The sequence below is a fragment of the Pedobacter lusitanus genome, from assembly GCF_040026395.1.
Taxonomy (GTDB): Bacteria; Bacteroidota; Bacteroidia; order Sphingobacteriales; family Sphingobacteriaceae; genus Pedobacter; species Pedobacter lusitanus.
The window spans coordinates 3,591,258-3,611,177 of record NZ_CP157278.1; the positions used below are offsets into that span (position 1 = coordinate 3,591,258).

The 19,920-nt window shown below is 39.6% G+C and carries 15 protein-coding genes; 8 read left to right on the plus strand and 7 right to left on the minus strand.

Annotation, left to right across the window (positions count from 1 at the left end; genetic code table 11):
* Positions 1-7: 7 nt before the first annotated feature.
* The 4 genes from PL_RS15370 to PL_RS15385 form a co-directional block, all read right to left on the minus strand.
* Positions 8-3,322 carry a hypothetical protein gene (locus tag PL_RS15370; RefSeq protein WP_348619853.1) on the minus strand — a complete coding sequence of 1,105 codons (3,315 nt, stop codon included), beginning with the start codon at positions 3,320-3,322 and terminating at the stop codon, positions 8-10.
* A 200-nt stretch (positions 3,323-3,522) separates the two neighbouring features.
* A complete protein-coding gene (locus tag PL_RS15375) occupies positions 3,523-3,714 on the minus strand; it encodes a cold-shock protein (RefSeq protein ID WP_037441187.1) in 192 nt (63 codons plus the stop codon).
* 95 nt (positions 3,715-3,809) lie between these two features.
* Positions 3,810-4,754 carry a hypothetical protein gene (locus PL_RS15380; RefSeq protein ID WP_041883592.1) on the minus strand — a complete coding sequence of 315 codons (945 nt, stop codon included), beginning with the start codon at positions 4,752-4,754 and terminating at the stop codon, positions 3,810-3,812.
* A gap of 176 nt (positions 4,755-4,930) precedes the next feature.
* On the minus strand, positions 4,931-7,438 hold the full coding sequence (locus tag PL_RS15385; RefSeq protein WP_348619857.1) for a zinc-dependent metalloprotease: 2,508 nt from the start codon (positions 7,436-7,438) through the stop codon (positions 4,931-4,933).
* A 158-nt stretch (positions 7,439-7,596) separates the two neighbouring features.
* On the opposite strand from PL_RS15385, the gene PL_RS15390 reads away from it, so the two are divergent.
* Both PL_RS15390 and PL_RS15395 read left to right on the plus strand, forming a co-directional pair.
* Entirely contained in the window at positions 7,597-8,928 is a 1,332-nt protein-coding gene (locus tag PL_RS15390; RefSeq protein WP_041883591.1) for a D-alanyl-D-alanine carboxypeptidase, read from the plus strand.
* Between the two features lie 271 nt (positions 8,929-9,199).
* Complete coding sequence (locus PL_RS15395) at positions 9,200-10,378, plus strand: MFS transporter (protein WP_041883588.1); 1,179 nt, start codon at positions 9,200-9,202, stop codon at positions 10,376-10,378.
* On the opposite strand, the gene PL_RS15400 is transcribed toward PL_RS15395, so the two are convergent.
* The 3 genes from PL_RS15400 to PL_RS15410 form a co-directional block, all read right to left on the minus strand.
* Positions 10,379-11,605, minus strand: coding sequence for an alanine dehydrogenase (locus tag PL_RS15400; protein ID WP_041883586.1), 1,227 nt, complete (start codon positions 11,603-11,605; stop codon positions 10,379-10,381).
* A gap of 83 nt (positions 11,606-11,688) precedes the next feature.
* Positions 11,689-12,105: a tRNA (adenosine(37)-N6)-threonylcarbamoyltransferase complex ATPase subunit type 1 TsaE gene (gene tsaE / locus PL_RS15405; protein ID WP_041883584.1), complete on the minus strand. Its 417-nt coding sequence runs from the start codon at positions 12,103-12,105 to the stop codon at positions 11,689-11,691.
* Positions 12,106-12,113: 8 nt separating this feature from the next.
* Positions 12,114-13,667: a bifunctional response regulator/alkaline phosphatase family protein gene (locus tag PL_RS15410; protein WP_041883582.1), complete on the minus strand. Its 1,554-nt coding sequence runs from the start codon at positions 13,665-13,667 to the stop codon at positions 12,114-12,116.
* Positions 13,668-13,771: 104 nt separating this feature from the next.
* Here PL_RS15410 and PL_RS15415 point away from each other — a divergent pair, with 104 nt between their 5' ends.
* The 6 genes from PL_RS15415 (at position 13,772) to efp (ending at position 19,748) form a co-directional block, all read left to right on the plus strand.
* Positions 13,772-15,001: an HD domain-containing protein gene (locus PL_RS15415; protein ID WP_041883581.1), complete on the plus strand. Its 1,230-nt coding sequence runs from the start codon at positions 13,772-13,774 to the stop codon at positions 14,999-15,001.
* Positions 15,002-15,137: 136 nt separating this feature from the next.
* Positions 15,138-16,184 carry a UDP-3-O-(3-hydroxymyristoyl)glucosamine N-acyltransferase gene (gene lpxD / locus PL_RS15420; protein ID WP_041883580.1) on the plus strand — a complete coding sequence of 349 codons (1,047 nt, stop codon included), beginning with the start codon at positions 15,138-15,140 and terminating at the stop codon, positions 16,182-16,184.
* Between the two features lie 26 nt (positions 16,185-16,210).
* Positions 16,211-17,623, plus strand: a complete 1,413-nt coding sequence (locus tag PL_RS15425) for a bifunctional UDP-3-O-[3-hydroxymyristoyl] N-acetylglucosamine deacetylase/3-hydroxyacyl-ACP dehydratase (RefSeq protein WP_041883579.1) — start codon at positions 16,211-16,213, stop codon at positions 17,621-17,623.
* Positions 17,620-18,405: an acyl-ACP--UDP-N-acetylglucosamine O-acyltransferase gene (lpxA, locus tag PL_RS15430; protein WP_041883578.1), complete on the plus strand. Its 786-nt coding sequence runs from the start codon at positions 17,620-17,622 to the stop codon at positions 18,403-18,405. The genes PL_RS15425 and lpxA overlap by 4 nt, the downstream gene beginning before the upstream one ends.
* 8 nt (positions 18,406-18,413) lie before the next feature.
* On the plus strand, positions 18,414-19,031 hold the full coding sequence (locus PL_RS15435; RefSeq protein ID WP_041883577.1) for an ABC transporter ATP-binding protein: 618 nt from the start codon (positions 18,414-18,416) through the stop codon (positions 19,029-19,031).
* A 156-nt stretch (positions 19,032-19,187) separates the two neighbouring features.
* On the plus strand, positions 19,188-19,748 hold the full coding sequence (efp, locus tag PL_RS15440; RefSeq protein ID WP_041883690.1) for an elongation factor P: 561 nt from the start codon (positions 19,188-19,190) through the stop codon (positions 19,746-19,748).
* The last annotated feature ends 172 nt before the right edge of the window (positions 19,749-19,920 follow it).

A 19,920-nucleotide genomic window follows, 5' to 3' on the forward strand; every position in this document is an offset into this window, starting at 1 on the left:
TCACAGTTTACGGCTGCAAATTTAGCAATTTAAAATAGTCTGCTATTTTATTTTTGTAATAGTAATTCAAAGAAGGGGGAAGTTTCTGATACAATTCATTTTCGCTGGCTTGTTTCTTTTTGAATTGTTCCAGCAGTTTTGGATAAGAAGGAGGGAAATCTTTTCCTGCTTTACTTTCTCTTTTACCATCTTCGTTTTGTTCACGGCTGGCTTTATCAGCTTCCAGCAGTTTGGTCAATACATCCTGCTGCCGTTTGATTGTCGCCTCTTCCAGTCTTTTATTGATCAGGTCAGTTTCTGTAGTTTTCATATCCCTGATCGTCTGGTTTAAATTTCCCAGCTTTCCATTCCCGTCTTTATTTTCTTCGGTATTGAGTTTTTGCAATGCTTCTCTGATCATTTGCTGCTGCTGGGCCATTTTTGCAAAATTTTCACTCATCTCTCCTTTGGGAACATTACCCTGTTTACCTTCTTTTTGCAGTTGCTGTCTGGCCTGCTGCATGTTTTTATTGAGTTGCTGCTGCATTTGCTGGAGTTGCTGCATAGATTGTTTTCCTTTTCCCTTTCCACCGGATTTTGAATTCCGTTTATTCTTTTCCAGCTGTTCCAGTGCCTCGTTTAGCATCAATGCCAGGTTATTGATCGAAGTCATGGTGTACTGCTGATTTTTAATAGCTTCATAAGTTCTGCGATCAGCCAGATTTTCCAGGCTTTTATCCAGGTTAAAATTGATCTGCTGCATTTCTTCGCCCACTGCGCTTTGAATCTGGGGAACCCTTCTGCTCAATGAGGACAGGCTATCTGAAATAGTTTTCAGATTGTCTTTTATTCCACGCTGTAATTGTACCTGGGCTACATAAGCCGGGTCATTAAAAGCCATTTTCTTTAAGCTGAGCATTACTTTTTCCTGATCAAAAGAAGTTTTGAGCAAGTGTTGCAGTAATAATCTTAGTTCCTCAGTCTGGAGATTACTTTCCATTTCTGCTGCTGATTGCTGATCATCTTTAAGCTGCTGTGCTATATCCTGCATTTTATCAGCAGCCTTTTGCTGTTGCTCCGCGGCTTTTTGCCTCTGGTTTTTTTCCAGACTTTCCAGGCTTTGCTGTTGCTGCTCCTGAATTTGCTGTTGCGTTTTTTCTTGTGGTTTGAAAGAATTTGGACGCTCCAGAGCCTGATTTTTGGCATCCAGCTCTTTGAGTTCTTTTTTCAGGAAGTTAAATTCCTGCTGCTGTTTTTCCTGCTGTTTCTGCAGATCATTTAAATTATTTTTTTTATCAGAAGTTAGCTTGCTCAGTTCTTTTTGTGTCTTTGCAAGATCAGTCAGCCGGTCAATTTTATTCTGCAGATTCTGCTCAAATTCCAGTTGTTTGTATAATTCTAAAATCCTGTCAAGTTCCTTTTTTAAGGATTTATTATCCATTGTCATTTTACCCAATTCCTGCTGAGTCTGCTCTTTGTTATTCTGATTAATTAAATTCTGCAGTTTTTCCAGTAGATCTTTGGTTTTAGAATCCAGGACATTATTAAACAACTCGTCTATTTTTTTCTGTTTTTCAGCCAGTTCTTCTTTTAGCGCATTATTTTCAGTTGTATTAAAGGTGTCTTTCTTTTTGGCTTCTTGTATTTCCCTGACCGCATCTTCCAGTTTTTTCTGTTTATCAAGTAATTGGCTGATCTCTTTTTTGTCCTCGAAAGTGAGATCTTTTTTATCCAGTAAGGTTTCTCCCAGTTTTTTGCTTTCTTTTTCTACCTGTGTGGCAAGCTTAATCGCAGATTCCATTTTTTGTTTGAGCTGCGTACTTGCCGTATTCATTTGTTTTTCCAGTTGTACGGCCGTAGGCTCCGCAAAAGACTTTACAGCTGTTCTGGTTTTTTTAGGTCCGTTAACAGCATCATTATCGGCCACCTCTAAATAATATTCAAGTACCTGACCAGGCTTTATTTCGATATTTTTCAGATTCCAGAAATAGAAAAAAGCATTTTCCTGCTGATTGGATTTCACTGGAATTCCTGTTTGAACAGTTTTTCTGGCAATTCCATTTTCCTTAAGGATGTAAACGAATTTCAATGCACTGAAACCGTGGTCATCATGTATATTTCCTGTAAAATATAAAGCCTTACGGCTTAATGAATCTGTAGTTTCTTTCACTTCAATAGCTGGTGAGAGATCAGCGATCACCTCAATTTTATGACGGATAGAATCATTATGTAAAGAGAATTCATTTTTAGGTACAATCCGGTAATCCTGACTTTTTTTCAGCGTGGCTTTAAAAACGGCCTGATTATCCATTACAGTAAGATTCTGCAGATCCGGGCCGAGTGCGAATAAGAGCTGTTTTGTGTTTTCAGTTGAAATTTTCCAGGTCACAACCGTTCCTTCCGGTAAAATGATGTCGCCCGCATTGGGAATGATTTCGTTCTTTTTTTTCAGATAAGAAGGATAACTCAGACTGGCTTCCAGAGTTAATACCGCAGGTCTGGGTTTAACAATTATAGTATAGGATCTGGAATCAAAGCCACCCGCACTAAATTGTATAACCTGCGTTTGCTGCAGGTTTTTTAGCGTATACTGAAAAAGACTGCTGCTCTTCTTTTCAAATTTGAAAGTATTCAGCCCTTCTTTCAGGTAAACTTCCTGTGGAAGCTGATCTCCATCGAGTTTTAAGCTGAGCTGTAAATCATCGCCCTGTGTAACTGTGAGTGCCTTGTTCAGCAGTATCATTTCAAAAGGCGCAGGGGGCAGTACTACTTTGTCATAAGCAACAAAACTTCTGGTTCCTTCTCTCAGTACAGCAGGGGCAAGGAGTCCGATGAGTAGAATCAGAGCCAGAGGTACCAGAAAATACTTAACCAGTTTTTTATTTTCCCCAAGATTAATTGCCTTACTAAAAGGAACCGGGGTGAGCTCATTGATTTTCTGATCTATTCCTGCCAGGATCAGCTGATTATGTGCAGGAGATAAATCAGCCAGTGCTTTAAGCTGCAGCGTATTCAATAATTTATCCCTAACAGGTTGAAAATGATTGCCGATAATCTCTGCTGATTCTTCCATACTCAGCGTTTTACTTAGTCTGAAGTAAGCAAGTGCAGGTTTAATAATGCCAATAGCGGCAGAGCCCAGCAATATCAGTAAGTAGGAAAAGAAAAGGATCGTTTTGATCAGCGGAGCTGGATGCAGAAAATACACCAGAATAAATAATAACAGGTATAGCGCAAATAGCAGGGCAAGCGTATAAATCAGGCCATGGAGCAATTTATTGAGATAAAACTGCTGTTTAAACTCATTAATCTTTGAAATTAAAAGACTGTAATTGCTATCCATCTCTGCTACATAAAATCTATTTGAGCTTTCCTGAATTTAAAGATAGAAAAGCCTTAAGCAGAGAACGAATCTAATTGTTGTTTTTTATCTTTTACGGATAAAAAACAGGAATTAAAGAAAAACGAACCGCATCTGAAGGGCATAAAAAAAGCTTCCCGATATCTCATCAGGAAGCTTGTACGAATTATGGTTATAATAATCTAGATTACTTTAACATTGATCGCATTCAAACCTTTTTTACCGCTTTCAACATCGTATTCTACTTTGTCGTTTTCACGGATTTCATCGATAAGGCCTGTTGAATGTACAAAAATTTCGCTATCGCCATTTGCTGGTACGATAAATCCAAAACCTTTAGTTACATTGAAAAATTTTACTGTTCCTTCTTGCATTGTATTATGTATTAATAATTAAGTCTGCAATGTAGTAATTATTTTTTTATAATATGCAAATGCTTCATTTTTTGATAAATATAATTTTTGACGATTTATTTTGCAGTCTTTCTGCCAGTTACGTCAACAGTAATTTCACTGGCGTGGGGTATCCCCAGGGTACTTCCCGGTTTAATTATAAGTAAATTTTGAAGGTATACACTGGTAATTCCGGCAAGGACTTTTTTACGTGTTTCCTTGAATTCCGGAAGATTGGTAAAGAAATAACTCAGCTGTAATTTCCCATTTTCATCAACCACAACATTGAATTCATAAGCGAAATCTTTATAGGCATCAGGAATAACTAATTTATAACGTGGATAGAGGTAATCATAGGCCTCAGTGCGGCCATTTAGCTTATCTACACTGCTTAATCGTTCTACTGTAATACGGTTATCTTTTGGTCGCAGCGTGGCGACCTGACGGCCTGCAAAGACGCTGTCCCTGTTATCCGGGTATTTATTAGCTCTTGCAACCAGTTCCCGGATAAAAATAGTATCAGCTTTGCTTGGACGCTGTAATTTTTCGGGCTTGGTCTTTAATTTATTCCTGATATAGTCATCTGCATAAAAAGTCATGTTCACATCCGAACGGATATCATCGGCGATTTCCTTTTTAGAGACCTGGAGCCTTTGAAAAACAAGACTGTCTTTACTGATCAGCTTAAACCTGAACCATTCTTTGGCAAAATTGAAGACGTCTGCATGATCATGATGCAAATGAAAACCCTGCATGATCTTCTGCACAGGATCGTATGCCAATACGGTATCGGCAGATTTAAATTCAATAATCCAGCTTGGTTCCTGCTGGAAACCAGTAGTGTCAAAAGACAGTCCGTTACTAAAGCGGCGTTTTACCTCTGTATATCTGATCCCTTTTACCGGAGTGACGTCCAGCTGAGTCTTTGATGGTGATTTTTCTTTTGCCTGTTTACTGTTATTGCAAGCTGTAAACAACAGAACGGAAATGACAAAAACGGACAGGGAGGGATATGCTCTCATATAACAGATAACGCTTTTTTTCTGCAAATATATCAGGCTTTCATGGCTAATCATAACTCAGGAAATATTCGCTTCCGGAACTCAGGAATGAAATTGCGGATGCGTAAGAAACAAAAAGCCCCTCAGCCTTAAAAACGGATGATTTTTAGGACTGAGGAGCTGTAAAAGATGATTTTTTATTTTTTAGGATAAAGGATGTTGCTGATTCTGACAGACACGTCATCATAATGTGCTTTTGTCAGGTTGTCTCCTGCTACTGCTCTTGATTTAACTAGTGTCAGCAAGGTTTTGAGTTCTGCTCTGACCAGTGGTCTGATATCTGACAGAGAAACATTTACAGGAGTAAAACCATAATTAGCCAGGGCCTCAGGGCTTGCGCCTGATGGGGCTTCCATCTCTTTTGTCATTAGCTGTGAAAGTATCTCTACATAAGAGCGCTGCAGATTACGTTTGAAGGCATCTGGTCTGCTGGCAGAGAATATACCGGTTTTCAGATCTGTAAATAATTCAGGAAGCGTATAGGCACTTGCAATACCGTTTTTTGCTTCGTTGTCTAATAGTCTGGCTATGCGGGATGGATTCAGCAAATTATCCAGTGTACTGGTTTGTACGGCTTTTATTTTATTCAGTATCTGTCCGTTATCAAACTTATTCAGCTGTTCATTATTAATCAGCCATAGTGGAGTGTTAAATAGTTGTGCATTGAAAAAGGCAATTGCTTCTTTCTGCTTCGTCTTTGGCAGATATGTATACACTGCACCTTGCTGATCATAGGTTTTGAAGTTCTCACTCATTCCACCGACATTGGCTCTTACATGGCCCATATAACGGTTAAACTGAGCAATTACTTCACCATAGATATCTTTCAGGTCACTAAAATCTGCCCCTTTCTGGTAAGTCCATTTTTCTATATTTGGCAGGATCCGTTTAAGATTTGCAATGCCATATGTGCTGGCCTTCATTGCATTATCTCCTAAATCTTCGCTTTGTAAACGAGGATCAAGACTTGTGCCCTGACGTCCATAGAAGTACAATGGATTTCCAGCCTTTGCAACTGTCCATACATCCAGTTTTTCTCTTTCCTGTTTCGGGGTTAAATTTCCCGGAAACCAGGTATATCCCCATTTAATTGACCATTTATCATACTCACCGATGCCAGGGTGAAGTTTTGTTACACCGTCCCCGGGTTGTGCGATATAATTAAAACGGGCATAATCCATGATTGAAGGAGCAGTCCCATGTGTATTGGTAAAAGTTTTAGAGCGCAGAGAGTCTACGGGATAAGCATAACTGGAACCAAAGTTATGTGGCAGGCCCAGTGTATGACCAATCTCATGAGAAGACACAAAACGGATGAGTTCACCCATTTGTTTATCATCAAATTTTGCTTTTCTGATTGCGGGGTTTACTGCCGCAGTTTGCACAAAATACCAGTTTCTGAGTAAACTCATCACATTATGATACCAGCCAATATGTGTTTCCAGAATTTGTCCGGTGCGTGGATCAGAAACATGAGGGCCATAGGCATTGGCAATATTTGAAGCAAAATAACGAACTACAGAATATCTGGAATCTTCTACACTGAAATCGGGATCCTGGGCTGGTGTAGGGGCTTCTTTTCCTATAATTGCATTTTTAAATCCGGCTTCCTGAAAGGCGATATTCCAGTCATTGATTCCCTGTATTAAATAAGGAACCCATTTCTTTGGGGTAGCAGGGTCAATATAAATGACTATAGGTTTAACCGGTTCTACCAGTTCGCCGCGCATATAAGCAGCAGTATCTTTAGGAATCAGGCTCCAGCGGTGGATATAAGCGGTACGTTCTGCTTTTTGTGCATCAGTACCATAGTCAGTCTGAGACTGTCCGAAAAAGCCTACTCTTGCATCCGTTAACCTGGCTTTCGCAGGTTTTTTTGGTAAAAGGAGCATGGAAGTATTGAATTCGAAAGTTACAGCTCCAATAGTATTGTCAATCGGTGATTCTGCCGATTTATAGGTTTTACTGGTAACCACTTCAATATTTATGGGGAATGTTTTGATCGTGTCCACATAAGAACGTCCAGCATCCAGAGAGCTTGCTTTATAAGCTTTTCTTAAAGCATCACTGGCTCCAATAGCCATGACATCGCCATTATAGAAATCGGTCACATCGATAACTACTCCTGTAGTATCTTTATTATAAGCTTTGATCTCAAAGTTGGCGAGAATTGTAGACAGGTTAGAGTTTTTAACCGACTGATACATATCAGACGTACTGTCTGCTCTTACTGAGTAGCCAGGAACGCGGATAAAGACCTGTTTACCGCGACGTTCCCACTGCCATACCTGATCATTTAATTTTTCTCCGCCATATTGCTGATTACCTACTGAGACACCAGAAGGAACCTTATTCAGACGGGTTACCACAAGCATTTCCCGGTTTAATAATGAATCTGGAATTTCGAAAAACCATTTATCATCAACTTTGTAAGTTTTAAACAGGCCGTTTTTTGTCTTTGCCTTAGCAGTAATCACCTCAGAAAAGGGTTTCATTCCTTCCTTTTTTGCTGCAGGAATAACAGGAGCCGGGGCCGCAGAAGTATTTGTCTTTTTGGATTTTTTCTGCGCAGAAGCTGTTTCATTACAGAATGTTCCTAAAAGACATATACCGGCAATGGCCAGTAATTTAGTCTTTGAACTCATCAGGATTAAAAAATTTTAGGGTTTGGGATGAATGGATAAAAATATTGATTGTAATTGAAAATGATGCAACGTAATTGCAACGTTACAAAATATAAGCCGAATACCATTTTTATTAGAAAAAGCAATACATTAGGTTTGAATCAATAATAAACAATGAAATGAAATTTAAGACAGCCCGTCTTTTTCAACCGCTTTGTGTTTTGACTTTGCTGCTTATAGTCCTTTTTGAAAGCTGTACTGTGCACAGGCAAATGGAAAAAAATGTTGCGCATTTTATAGCGGATTCTCCTGTTCTGAACAGTCATCTGGTTGGATTTTCACTGGCAGATCTTGATCAGCAGGGAGTGATCTATGAGAAAGATGCCGGCAAATACTTTATTCCGGCCTCCAATGTGAAATTATATACTTTTTACGCAGGTTTGAAAATGCTGCCGGATTCTATTCCGTCTTTGCGTTATATTGAGCGGGGGGACTCTCTGATCTTTTGGGGTACAGGAGATCCGTCCTTTTTAAAACGTAGACTAGATGGAGCCCGGGCCCTTAATTTTTTAAGGACAAGTTCTAAACAGTTATTTTTTGCGCCAGGCAGGTATACTGGAAATGCTTATGGTAAGGGTTGGGCCTGGGACGATTATAATGATGATTCACAAGCAGAAATAACAGAATTTCCATTAATGGATAATCTGGTTGAAATTAAAAATATGGGAGGCAGAATCGACGTAATTCCCCGGGTTTTTAATGATTGTCTGCTTAAAGACAGTTCAATAGCCGAAAAAGGTTTCACTGTAATCAGGAATCCGGAAAAAAATGAATTTAATTATCCTTCCGGAAGTATACCAGACGGGTTTAAACAGCTTATTCCCTATAAAACGAGTACAGCAACTACATTAAGTGTACTCAGGGATACTTTACATCGCAACGTACAGCTGATCGATATGGAAATGCCACAAAGCGCTGGTACAATTTATAATATGAAATCTGAAGATATCTTTCGGGAAATGCTGTTGCCGAGTGATAATTTTATTGCAGAACAGTTGTTGCTGGTTTATGCAAATCAGTTTCAGCAGAAACTGAATGGAACTGATGCTATCCGGTATATCCTGAATAAATACCTGAAAGATCTGCCTGACAGTCCACGCTGGGTAGATGGATCGGGCGTATCCCGTATGAATCTGTTTAGTCCGGCAGACATGGTAATGCTGCTCAGGATGATTGATAAAGAAGTAAACAACAGATCAAAGCTATTCAGCATGCTGCCAGCCGGTGGCTATAGCGGAACGCTGATAAATTCGTATCCGACAACAGATCATCCTTTTGTATTTGCTAAAACTGGAACTTTTTCCAATAATTATAATCAGAGTGGTTACGTCCTGACGAAAAAGGGAAAAGTGCTGGTCTTCTCTTTCATGAATAATAATTTCATGGAACCTGTTACCCGGATTAAGGCCGAAATGGCCAGACTGATGGGTTATATCCACGAAAAATATTAAAAATAGCGGTTCGCCTGTTTTTTTCGATTCAAATAGGGGTTGAAAAGCCCCTTTATTCGCTATTGGAAGGAGGTTGGAAGGGGGTTGGAAGGACCTTGAAAGGACGTTGCAAGGACTGTGGTCCTTCCAACCCCCTTCCAATGCCTGTTTAATGTCCTTTCAATGGGCTTTTCCTTATAAAAATAAACGGGCTTCGATGCTTCAATGCCAATTATTTGATCATAAAAATTTAACATCATCCTATGGATTTAATCTCTACTTTTGTGTGGATATGCAAAAGTCTGATCAATCGATTTATACCCTCCAGTTTGGCCTGGTATGTTTAAGCTCTTTCCTCTTTTCAGCTAGTTTTAATATGTTAATCCCAGAATTGCCTGCTTATTTAAGCGCAATGGGAGGAGCGTCTTATAAAGGATTGATTATTGCGTTGTTTACGCTCACAGCAGGGATATCCAGACCTTTTAGCGGTAAACTGACTGATACGGTTGGTCGCGTACCAGTGATGGCTGTAGGTTCAATTGTTTGTTTTATTTGCGGCTTCCTTTATCCGGTACTCACCACAATTGCCGGGTTTTTAATGCTCAGACTGCTTCATGGTTTTTCTACAGGGTTTAAACCAACCGCAACCGCAGCCTATGTGGCAGATCTGGTTCCTGTAAACAGGTGGGGTGAGGCTATGGGTATTCATGGAATTTGTTTTAGTACCGGAATGGCTATCGGGCCCGCTATCGGAAGTACAATTACCGATCATTTTTCAATTAACGTGTTGTTTTACTGCTCTTCCGTATTTGCGTTATCTTCGATTGTTATCCTGGGAAATATGAAAGAAACCCTGAAAGAAAAACAACCTTTCAGTTTTGCTTTGCTGAAAATCAAAAGACAGGATATTATTGACTGGAGAGTTATTCCCGCAGCCTTGATTACTTTATTGAGTTATGTAAGTTACGGTGCGATTCTGACTGTGGTAGGTGACTGGAGCAAGTACCTGGGGACAAGTAATAAGGGATTATTCTTTATGGTATTCACCCTTGCATCTCTGCTGATCCGATTTGTAGCAGGAAAGGCATCCGATAAACATGGAAGAGTGCTGATTCTGAAGATTTCTCTTGTGCTGCTGGCCATTTCACTGGTCTGTACAGGTCTTGCTTACTCTTCGACAACTTTAATGGCTTCAGCGGCCTTATATGGCGTGGCAACCGGCATGCTTTCTCCGGCAGTAAACGCATGGACTATAGATCTGAGTGATCCAAAGCATCGCGGAAAGGCTATGGCAACAATGTATATTGCACTGGAAGTCGGTATCGGATTAGGCGCATTACTGGCAGGATGGCTGTTTATTGACGATATCAAAACCATTCCCATTACATTTTACATCTGTACAGGGATCACTATAACAGCGTTGGTCTATCTCCAGTTTATCTGGAAAGCTAAACCTGCAGAAACAGTATAATTACTGATTTGCAGCTACCAGGAGTTCAATATCTTTATAAGGGAGACCAAATCTGGCAGCCAGATCTTTACTGGTCAGGTGTCCTTTGTAAATGTACAGCGCTTCTCTTATACCAGGTTTATTCCATACCAGGCTCATCAGCCCGCCCATCTCGCCTATATCCACAAGAATTGGGGTAAAGATATTAGTCAGCGCATAAGAAGCTGTCCTTGGTACTCTGGATGCGATATTAGGCACACAATAATGAATTACATCGTGTTTTCTGAAAACAGGATCTTTATGATTAGTGACCTCAGAGGTTTCAAAACAACCTCCCTGATCTATACTCACGTCTATAACAACAGAATCAGGCTTCATTCTGCTAACCGTTTCTTCCATGATGACACATGGGCTTCTGCCATTGGTTGCGCGGATGGCACCAATGACGACATCGCAGGTGGTTACTGCTTTTCCCAGTACTATAGGCTGCATGACAGAGGTAAACACCCGGCTCCCTAAATTATTCTGAAGACGGCGCAGGCGATAAATAGAGCTGTCAAATACTTTGACTTCAGCCCCCAGGGAAAGTGCTGTTCTGGCAGCATATTCGCCAACGGTTCCTGCACCAAGAATGACAATTTCTGTAGGAGGAACGCCTGTAAATCCGCCCAGCATCAGGCCTTTTCCTCCAGTTACACTGCTTAGATACTCCGCTGCTATAAAAATAGAAGTCGCTCCTACAATTTCACTCATTGCCCTCACTACGGTCAAAACGTTTCCTTCATCGCGCAGACTTTCAAAACATAATGCATTGATCTTTTTATTGAGCAGTGCTTTAAGATACCCTTCTTTAAGAGCGCCCATCTGCAGCGCAGAAATCAGCGTCTGACCCTTGTGCATCAGTTCTATCTCTTCTAAAGTAGGTGGCGCTATTTTTACAATAATATCTGCATCATAAACATCCTTTTTATTAAAAGTTATCTGTGCGCCCTGTTCACTGTAATCATTATCAGAAAAATTTGCTCCTGTACCGGCGCCACTTTCCAGCAGTACCTTATGACCGTGATTGACTAAAAGCGCAACAGACAATGGTGTAAGTGCAATGCGGGCCTCCTGAAAAGAAATCTCTTTTGGTATGCCAATATATAAACTGTTGCTTTTACTTTTGATTTCTGACAATGTCTCTTTAGGTTGCAGCAACCCTTTCTGAGCAATAGAGGCCATTTCTTCCCGTAATCCTGTAGCCATTTTGTCTATGTGATTTTTTGATTGAAATTAAGAAAAATAAGCTGAATATAAGAAACTGTTTGAACTTAAGCAGGTTCTGAATGTTAAATTCTTGTAAAGGAAAATGATCTGTGCATTTCAGATAACACTGTAATTTCAACTTCGATATAATTTTCAGGCATTAATTCCCTGATCTTTTCGGGCCACTCTATCAGGCAGATATTGCCGGAATAAAAGTATTCTTCATAACCGATGTCAAAAACCTCCTGCAGATTTTTAATTCTATAAAAGTCAAAATGATAAATAACCTGTCCGTCGGCAGCATATTCGTTTACGATAGAAAATGTAGGGCTGTTTACCACATCTCTTACACCTAATTTCTCGCAGAACGCTTTGATAAAGGTTGTTTTTCCTGCGCCCATTTCGCCTTCAAAGGCGAATATTTTTTCGTTTCCGGCAAAACCGAGCAATGCTTCTGCAGCAGTGCCCAGTTTTTCCGGGTGATTGATTTCAATGTTCATTTAAGATACTATCTTGAGCTGTAAGTCGCTACCGGAATCATCATTTCTTCCAGAGAGATTCCGCCATGCTGGAATGTTTCATTATAATAGTTCACAAACTGGTTGTAATTATTCTGATAGACAAAATAACGGTCTTCCTTGGCGAAAATATAATTAGAACTGATATTTATTTTAGGTAACTGGGCCTCATGAGGATTTTTAATCAAAAAGACCTCTTTTGCATTAAAATTCAGATTTCTGCCTTGTTTATAACGCAGATTTGTATTTGTATTCCGGTCTCCGATTACCTTGCTCGGATGTTTAACCCTGATTGTTCCGTGGTCTGTTGTAATTATAACCTTTACCTGCTTCTGAGCAAGTTTTTTCAGCAGTTCCAGCAGAGGTGAATGTTCAAACCAGGAAAGTGTCAGTGAGCGGTAGGCAGCGTCATCATTTGCCAGTTCCCTGATCATGGCCATATCTGTACGTGCGTGAGAAAGCATATCTACAAAGTTATAGACGATTGCATTAAACTCATTCTGCATCAGATTATTCATTTGTTCATTAAGTGCTTTTCCATCATCATAGGTAAGAATTTTATGATAGCTGAATTTACAGTCTTTACGAACGCTGCGTTTAATCTGGTCAGCAAGAAAAGCTTCTTCATGCATGTTTTTTCCACCTTCTTCATCATCGTTCTGCCAGAGTGACGGAAAACGTTTTTCCATTTCAAGAGGCATCAGTCCGGAAAAAATCGAGTTTCTGGCATATTGTGTTGCCGTAGGAAGGATACTTGTATAAATATCTTCTTCATCCAGTCTGAAATGTTCAGTAATTAACGGGTTGATAATCTTCCACTGATCATATCTCAGGTTATCAATCAGGATAAAAAAGACAGGTGTGGTAGAGTTGATATGCGGAAAAGCTTTCTTTTTAAGCAGCTCATTGGATAACAATGGCGTTTTTCCTCTTTTATTTACCCAGTCAATGTAATTGTCCTCAATAAATTTGGAAAACTGTGTATTGGCTTCAGATTTCTGCATAGTTAAAATTTCATGCATCTGAGGGTCATCCAGCTTTTCCAGTTCCAGTTCCCAGAAAATAAGTTTTTTATAGACCTCTGTCCATTCTTCATAACTTAATTTATCATTCAGGGTCATTCCCAGGCGTCTGAAATCCTGCTGATAAGCCATTGAAGTTTTTGCACTGATCAGTCTTTTGTTATCGATAATCTTTTTTATAGTTAGCAGTACCTGCTTGGGATTCACGGGCTTTATCAGATAATCGTCAATTTTTGATCCGATCGCATCTTCCATCAGATTTTCCTCTTCACTTTTGGTAATCAGGACAACAGGAATGTCACTTTTTATATTTTTAATGGCAGACAGGGTTTCCAGGCCACTCATACCAGGCATATTTTCATCCAGGAATACCAGGTCAAAATGCTCTTTGCCAAAAGCCTCCAATGCATCGTTCCCATTGGTGAATGTAGTGACGTGGTACCCTTTTTCGTTTAATAATAATATATGTGGTTTTAATAAGTTTATCTCATCGTCGGCCCATAGAATCTTGGTTTCCTGCATTATTGTATGTATATGGTGTAAATAATTCCTTAAAAAGAGACATCTCTTTCTTAAGTACGGATAAAAATAGCAATTTTTGTACCGTATAATTTATTTTGCTAAGATTGAATAAAAAGAAAATAATAAATGACCCGGTATATGGATTTATCAATATACCTTCAGAATTGATCTTTGATCTGATCTCGCATCCCTTTTTTCAGCGGTTACGCTATATAAAGCAATTGGGGATGACGCATCTGGTTTATCCGGGGGCTTTGCATACGCGTTTTCATCATGCACTGGGAGCAATGCACCTGATGTGCCTGGCAATAGACATTTTACGTAGTAAGGGACATGAGATTACAAAAGAAGAAGAAGAGGGTGCTACGATAGCTATATTGCTTCATGATATAGGTCATGGGCCATTTTCTCATGCACTGGAATATTCACTGGTCAGAGAGATTCAGCATGAGGATATTTCTATCCTGATAATGGAGCGGCTGAATATGGAATTTGAGGGAAAGTTAAATACTGCGATCGCTATATTTAAAGGAGAGTATCACAGGAAATTTCTTCATCAGCTGATTTCCAGTCAGCTTGACCTGGATAGAATGGACTATTTAAACAGGGACAGTTTTTTTACCGGTGTAAGTGAGGGGGTGATCAGTTTTGATCGTATTATTAAGATGTTCAATGTAGCTGATGATCAGCTTGTGATTGAGGAAAAAGGGATTTATTCTATAGAAAAATTCCTGATTGCAAGAAGACTGATGTACTGGCAGGTTTATTTGCATAAAACAGTTATCTCTGGGGAAATGCTGCTGGTGAAAATTCTAAAAAGAGCTAAGGATCTGGCGGTTAAAGGTGCAGACTTATTTGCAACTCCTGCTTTACAGCACTTTCTGAAAAATGAAATTTCAAAAAAGGAGTTTTTTGAAACAGATATACATTTATTACAATTTGCCAAACTTGATGATCAGGATATTTTCGCTTCTGTGAAAGTCTGGTGCGGACATCCGGACAGAATTCTTTCTATGTTATGTAATATGCTGGTTAACCGGAATTTATTTAAAACGGAGATCAGCAATGATCCGCCTGATGCAGCCAGAGTTTCTCTGCTGGGTGAAAACACGGCGTTTAGTCTTGGAATTAGTCAGAATGAGGTTTCTTATTTTGTTTTTACAGACGTAATCAGCAACCGGGCTTATAATACGGGGGCCGGAAACAGTACAATAAATATTTTAATGAAGAATAATACAACAACTGATATTGCAAAAGCGTCCGATTTATCCAACCTGGAATCACTTGACAGGACAGTTAGAAAGCACATACTTTGCTATCCGCGAATTATTTAGCATTATTTAACAAAATAATCCAATAATTATCCCGTTTTTTATCCGATTATACAAGCACATAAAAAAGCTCAAATGGCTGATAAAATAGGGGGTTGTGATTATTTGTTCATATCAATTTAACATTTAACTTTGTAGAATGCAATTTACTGCCAAGCAGATAAGCGACTTTTTAAGTGGAACGGTTGAAGGTGATGAAACGATGATAGTTTCTGAGCTTTCAAAAATAGAAGAAGGAAGAAAAGGGACCTTATGTTTTCTATCTAACCGGAAATACGAGAACTACATCTATTCAACGAACGCGTCAGTGGTTATCGTAGGATTGGATTTTGTTCCTTCACAACCTATCAGCTGTACGCTGGTAAAGGTGAAGGATCCATATAGTGCGTTTTCAGTTTTACTGGAAAAATACAATGAAGTATTAAATCAGACTTCCGGTAAAACAGGTATAGAGCAACCCTGTTTTATCCATCCAACAGCCAAAATCGGCAAAAATGTATTTATTGGGGCGTTCTCTTATATAGATGAGAATGTCGAGATTGGAGATGATACTAAAATCTTACAGCAGGTTCATATCGGATCGGATTCAAAAATAGGCTCTGGTGGAACTTTTCACCCTGGAGTTAAAATCTATAACCGGTCAGTAATTGGAAATGGGGTCGTTATCCATTCCAATACGGTGATTGGCAGTGATGGATTTGGATTTGCTCCGCAACCCGATGGTACTTATACCAAAATTGCACAGATTGGTAATGTTGTGATTGAGAATGATGTGGAAATAGGCGCCAATACAGCGATAGACAGAGCTACAATGGGGTCTACTTTCATCAGGAAAGGGTCAAAGCTGGATAATCTGATTCAGATTGCTCATAATGTTGAGATTGGCGAAAACACCGTAGTTGCTGCGCAGGCAGGGATCTCGGGGAGCAGTAAGGTAGGTGAAAGATCTATCGTTGGTGGTCAGGTAGGTATAGCCGGACACCTGTCCATAGCCAAAGGCTCACAGCTTGGAGCTCAGGCGGGAGTTAACTCCAGTATAACAGAAGAAAATAAACAATGGCACGGAACACCTGCCCAACCGTACAGAGACTGGATGCGTGCGTCTGTACTGTTCAGGCATTTGCCGGGAATTGACAAACGCATAGCAAAATTAGAGGCTGAAATTATATCGAAACTCCAGTCATAGTATAATTAGTACCACATAGAACAATAATGAACGTTAAACAAAAAACCATAAAAAGCGAAGTTTCTGTACACGGAGTAGGCCTGCATACAGGAGCTACTGTTACTTTAACTTTTTGTCCGGCTCCGGAAAACCACGGGTTTAAATTTCAAAGAACTGATTTACCAGGTCAACCAATTATAGATGCTGACTGTGATAATGTTACTGATACAGCAAGAGGTACAACAATTACACAAAACGGAGCAAGTATCAGCACTGTAGAGCATGTAATGGCTTCTCTGGTTGGAATGGACCTGGATAATATATTAATGAAACTGGATGGCCCTGAAACTCCGATTATGGATGGAAGCGCAATCCTCTTTGTTGAGGCACTGGAAAGTGCTGGAGTGGTCAATCAGAGTATTGATCGTGAATATTTCCAGATTCCTCATAATATCACTTATACTGATGCTGACCGTAAAGTGGAGATTGTGGCTATGCCGCTTGAAGATTACAGATTTACCTGTATGATTGACTATAATTCTCCTGTTTTGGGTAGTCAGCATGCAGTAATTTCTACTATAGCAGAATTTAAAAGTGCAATTGCATCCTGCCGTACCTTCTGCTTTCTGCATGAACTGGAATACCAGTTACAGAATAATCTGATTAAAGGTGGTGACCTGAATAATGCAATTGTGATTGTAGATAAGGAAGTTACACGTGATGAATTAGATCACCTGGCGAAAATATTCAACAGAGAGAAGATCGATGTGGCACCACAGGGTATTCTGAACAACATGGAGCTGCGTTACCAGAATGAGCCTGCAAGACACAAATTATTAGATATGATTGGTGACCTCGCACTTGTGGGAATGCATATTAAGGGACACATTATGGCTGCAAGACCTGGTCATGCGGCAAATATTGCCTTTGCGAAAAAAATTAAAGCAGCGATCAAAAAAGAAAAGAATAAAAAAGTTCAGCATGTTTATGATCCAGCTGTAAAACCGCTATATGATGTGGTACAGATTATGGATATCTTACCGCACAGACAACCATTTTTGTTCATTGATAAAATTCTTGAACTGTCTAAAACACATGTGGTTGGTGTAAAGAATGTGACCATGAACGAAGAGTTTTTCAAAGGACACTTCCCTGGAGCGCCGGTTTTACCAGGTGTAATCCAGATTGAAGCAATGGCACAGACTGGCGGAATTCTGGTGTTAAGCACTGTTCCTGATCCAAGAAACTATCTTACTTATTTCCTTAAAATTGATAAAGTGAGATTCAGGGCGCAGGTATTACCAGGTGATACTATCGTTTTCAGATGTGATCTGATGGAGCCAATCCGCAGAGGAATTGCACAAATGAAAGGTGTGGGTATGGTAGGAGACAAAGTAGTAGTAGAGGCAGAGATGATGGCCCAGATTTCAAAAGTTAAAGATAGCGAACGCGTATCATGATACAACCTTTAGCATATATACATCCTGATGCGATAATAGCTGATAATGTAGTAATAGAGCCTTTTTCTGTTATACATAAAGACGTTGTAATTGGAGAAGGAACATGGATTGCCTCTAATGTGGTAATCATGGATGGAGCAAGAATAGGAAAGAACTGCAGGATTTTTCCTGGTTCTGTAATTTCTGGTGTCCCTCAGGATTTAAAGTTCGCAGGTGAAGTTACAACTGCTGAAATCGGGGATAATACCACGATCAGAGAATGTGTTACGATCAACAGAGGAACTAAAGATAAATGGAAAACTGTAATCGGAAGTAATTGTCTGATCCAGGCTTATTCGCATATCGCGCATGATTGCGAGGTTGGTAATAACTGTATTTTTTCTAATAGTACTACACTGGCAGGGCATATTACCATTGGTGATTATGTTGTTCTGGCGGGGCTTGTTGCTATTCACCAGTTCGTTAACGTAGGCTCGCACGCTTTTATTACCGGTGGTTCACTGGTTCGGAAAGATGTACCTCCTTATGTTAAGGCTGCGAGAGAGCCGTTATCTTATGCAGGAATTAATTCTGTGGGATTAAGAAGACGGGGCTTCTCTTCAGAGAAAATCAACGAAATACAAGAGATCTACAGGGTACTTTTTGTCAAACATAATAATGTAACCAAAGCTCTGGATAAGATAGAGGCTGAATTTGCACCAACTGAAATTCGTGATGAAATCGTTGATTTTATCAGAAATTCAAACAGAGGTGTAATGAAAGGTTTTGGGTCAAGTAGCTAAAAATCTGAATGACGATCGATTTAAAAGATGCCGGCAGAAGGTTTAATCAGGAGTGGATTTTCAGAAATTTCACCTACGAGTTTAACGCTGCCGGTAAATATGCTATACTCGGGCCGAATGGCTCTGGTAAATCGACGCTTTTAAGTGTAATTCTGGGCAATCTGGAGCCTTCTGAAGGAAGTATCAGTTATTCGGCGGGTGGAAATGCCATTCCGGTTGAAAAATGGTATAAAGAGGTTAGTTTTGCGGCGCCCTACCTGGATCTCGTTGAAGAGTTTACGCTGCGGGAAACCATTGATTTTCATTTTAAATTTAAAGAATTTCATCCAGGAACCGGAGCAGCACATCTGATGGATCTGCTGGGTTTAGGGAAAGCTCAGGATAAAGCACTGAAATATTTTTCTTCGGGAATGAAACAGCGCACCAAGCTTGCTCTGGCCTGCTGTACAAATACACCGTTATTGTTACTGGACGAGCCAACTTCTAACCTTGATAGACAGGGAATTGAGTGGTATCATGAGTTGATCAGAGATTTTACGGCTGATAAATTGGTACTTGTGGGGTCCAATCAGGAAAGCGAGTATTCTTTTTGCGATAATTTTATAAAGATAACAGACTATAAATAAAGCAAAACGTGTTGAATTGCAAGGCTAATGTCAAGAAATCGACGTAAAATTAGCTATATATATAATTTTAAAAATAACTATTGTAGAACCAATAATTGTTTTTACCTTTGCGGCACGAAATAGCGCTGCTGGTAGAGCAATGAATTTCAGAAAAAAATGGCAAAAGCATCAGAAGTAAAAAGCGGTAATATTCTTCGTTTCAATGGAGAATTAATACAAGTAGAAGAGTTTCTTCACCGTACTCCTGGGAATTTAAGAGCTTTCTACCAGGCGAGAATGAGGAATATTAAAAGCGGCAAATTAGTCGAGTATAGATTCCGCACAGATGAAGAGGTAACAATTTGCAGGGTAGAGACAAATGATTACCAATATTTATACGAAGATGGAGAATTCCTCGTTGTAATGGATAACAGTTCTTTTGAACAATTTAACATCCCAAAATCATTATTTGGGGATCAGATTAAGTTCTTAAAAGAGGGCACGAATGTTGTAATATCCTTTGAGAGTGACGAGCCGATTATGGCACAGACTCCTCAGCATGTTGAACTGGAAGTGACATATACTGAGCCCGCTGTTAAAGGGGATACCTCCACAAATGCATTGAAGTATGCAACCGTTGGAGCAGATGTTGAAATTAAAGTGCCAATGTTTATCAATCAGGGCGATAAAGTTAAGGTTGATACACGTACAGGCGAATATATAGAAAGAGTAAAATAAGAATTTTCATAGTTTAGTTTTAGGTTTAGGTTGATTTTGGCTTCGGAGTGGTTCCCGAAGCCATATTTTTTTTACGGCAGTTTTTCTTTACCTGTTATCTTTCCGCGAGTTCATGTATCACATGTTTATGTAGTTCAGGATATTGCGATGAGGCTGTCAAATCAATTTGTTT

Coding starts and splice junctions, on each gene's coding strand:
- PL_RS15435 (WP_041883577.1), top strand. CDS start 18,414: ATGACGATCGATTTAAAAGATGCCGGCAGAAGGTTTAATCAGGAGTGG.
- PL_RS15385 (WP_348619857.1), bottom strand. CDS start 7,438: ATGAGTTCAAAGACTAAATTACTGGCCATTGCCGGTATATGTCTTTTA.
- lpxA (WP_041883578.1), top strand. CDS start 17,620: ATGATACAACCTTTAGCATATATACATCCTGATGCGATAATAGCTGAT.
- PL_RS15395 (WP_041883588.1), top strand. CDS start 9,200: ATGCAAAAGTCTGATCAATCGATTTATACCCTCCAGTTTGGCCTGGTA.
- efp (WP_041883690.1), top strand. CDS start 19,188: ATGGCAAAAGCATCAGAAGTAAAAAGCGGTAATATTCTTCGTTTCAAT.
- PL_RS15380 (WP_041883592.1), bottom strand. CDS start 4,754: ATGAGAGCATATCCCTCCCTGTCCGTTTTTGTCATTTCCGTTCTGTTG.
- PL_RS15425 (WP_041883579.1), top strand. CDS start 16,211: ATGAACGTTAAACAAAAAACCATAAAAAGCGAAGTTTCTGTACACGGA.
- PL_RS15410 (WP_041883582.1), bottom strand. CDS start 13,667: ATGCAGGAAACCAAGATTCTATGGGCCGACGATGAGATAAACTTATTA.
- lpxD (WP_041883580.1), top strand. CDS start 15,138: ATGCAATTTACTGCCAAGCAGATAAGCGACTTTTTAAGTGGAACGGTT.
- PL_RS15370 (WP_348619853.1), bottom strand. CDS start 3,322: ATGGATAGCAATTACAGTCTTTTAATTTCAAAGATTAATGAGTTTAAA.
- PL_RS15400 (WP_041883586.1), bottom strand. CDS start 11,605: ATGGCTACAGGATTACGGGAAGAAATGGCCTCTATTGCTCAGAAAGGG.
- PL_RS15375 (WP_037441187.1), bottom strand. CDS start 3,714: ATGCAAGAAGGAACAGTAAAATTTTTCAATGTAACTAAAGGTTTTGGA.
- tsaE (WP_041883584.1), bottom strand. CDS start 12,105: ATGAACATTGAAATCAATCACCCGGAAAAACTGGGCACTGCTGCAGAA.
- PL_RS15390 (WP_041883591.1), top strand. CDS start 7,597: ATGAAATTTAAGACAGCCCGTCTTTTTCAACCGCTTTGTGTTTTGACT.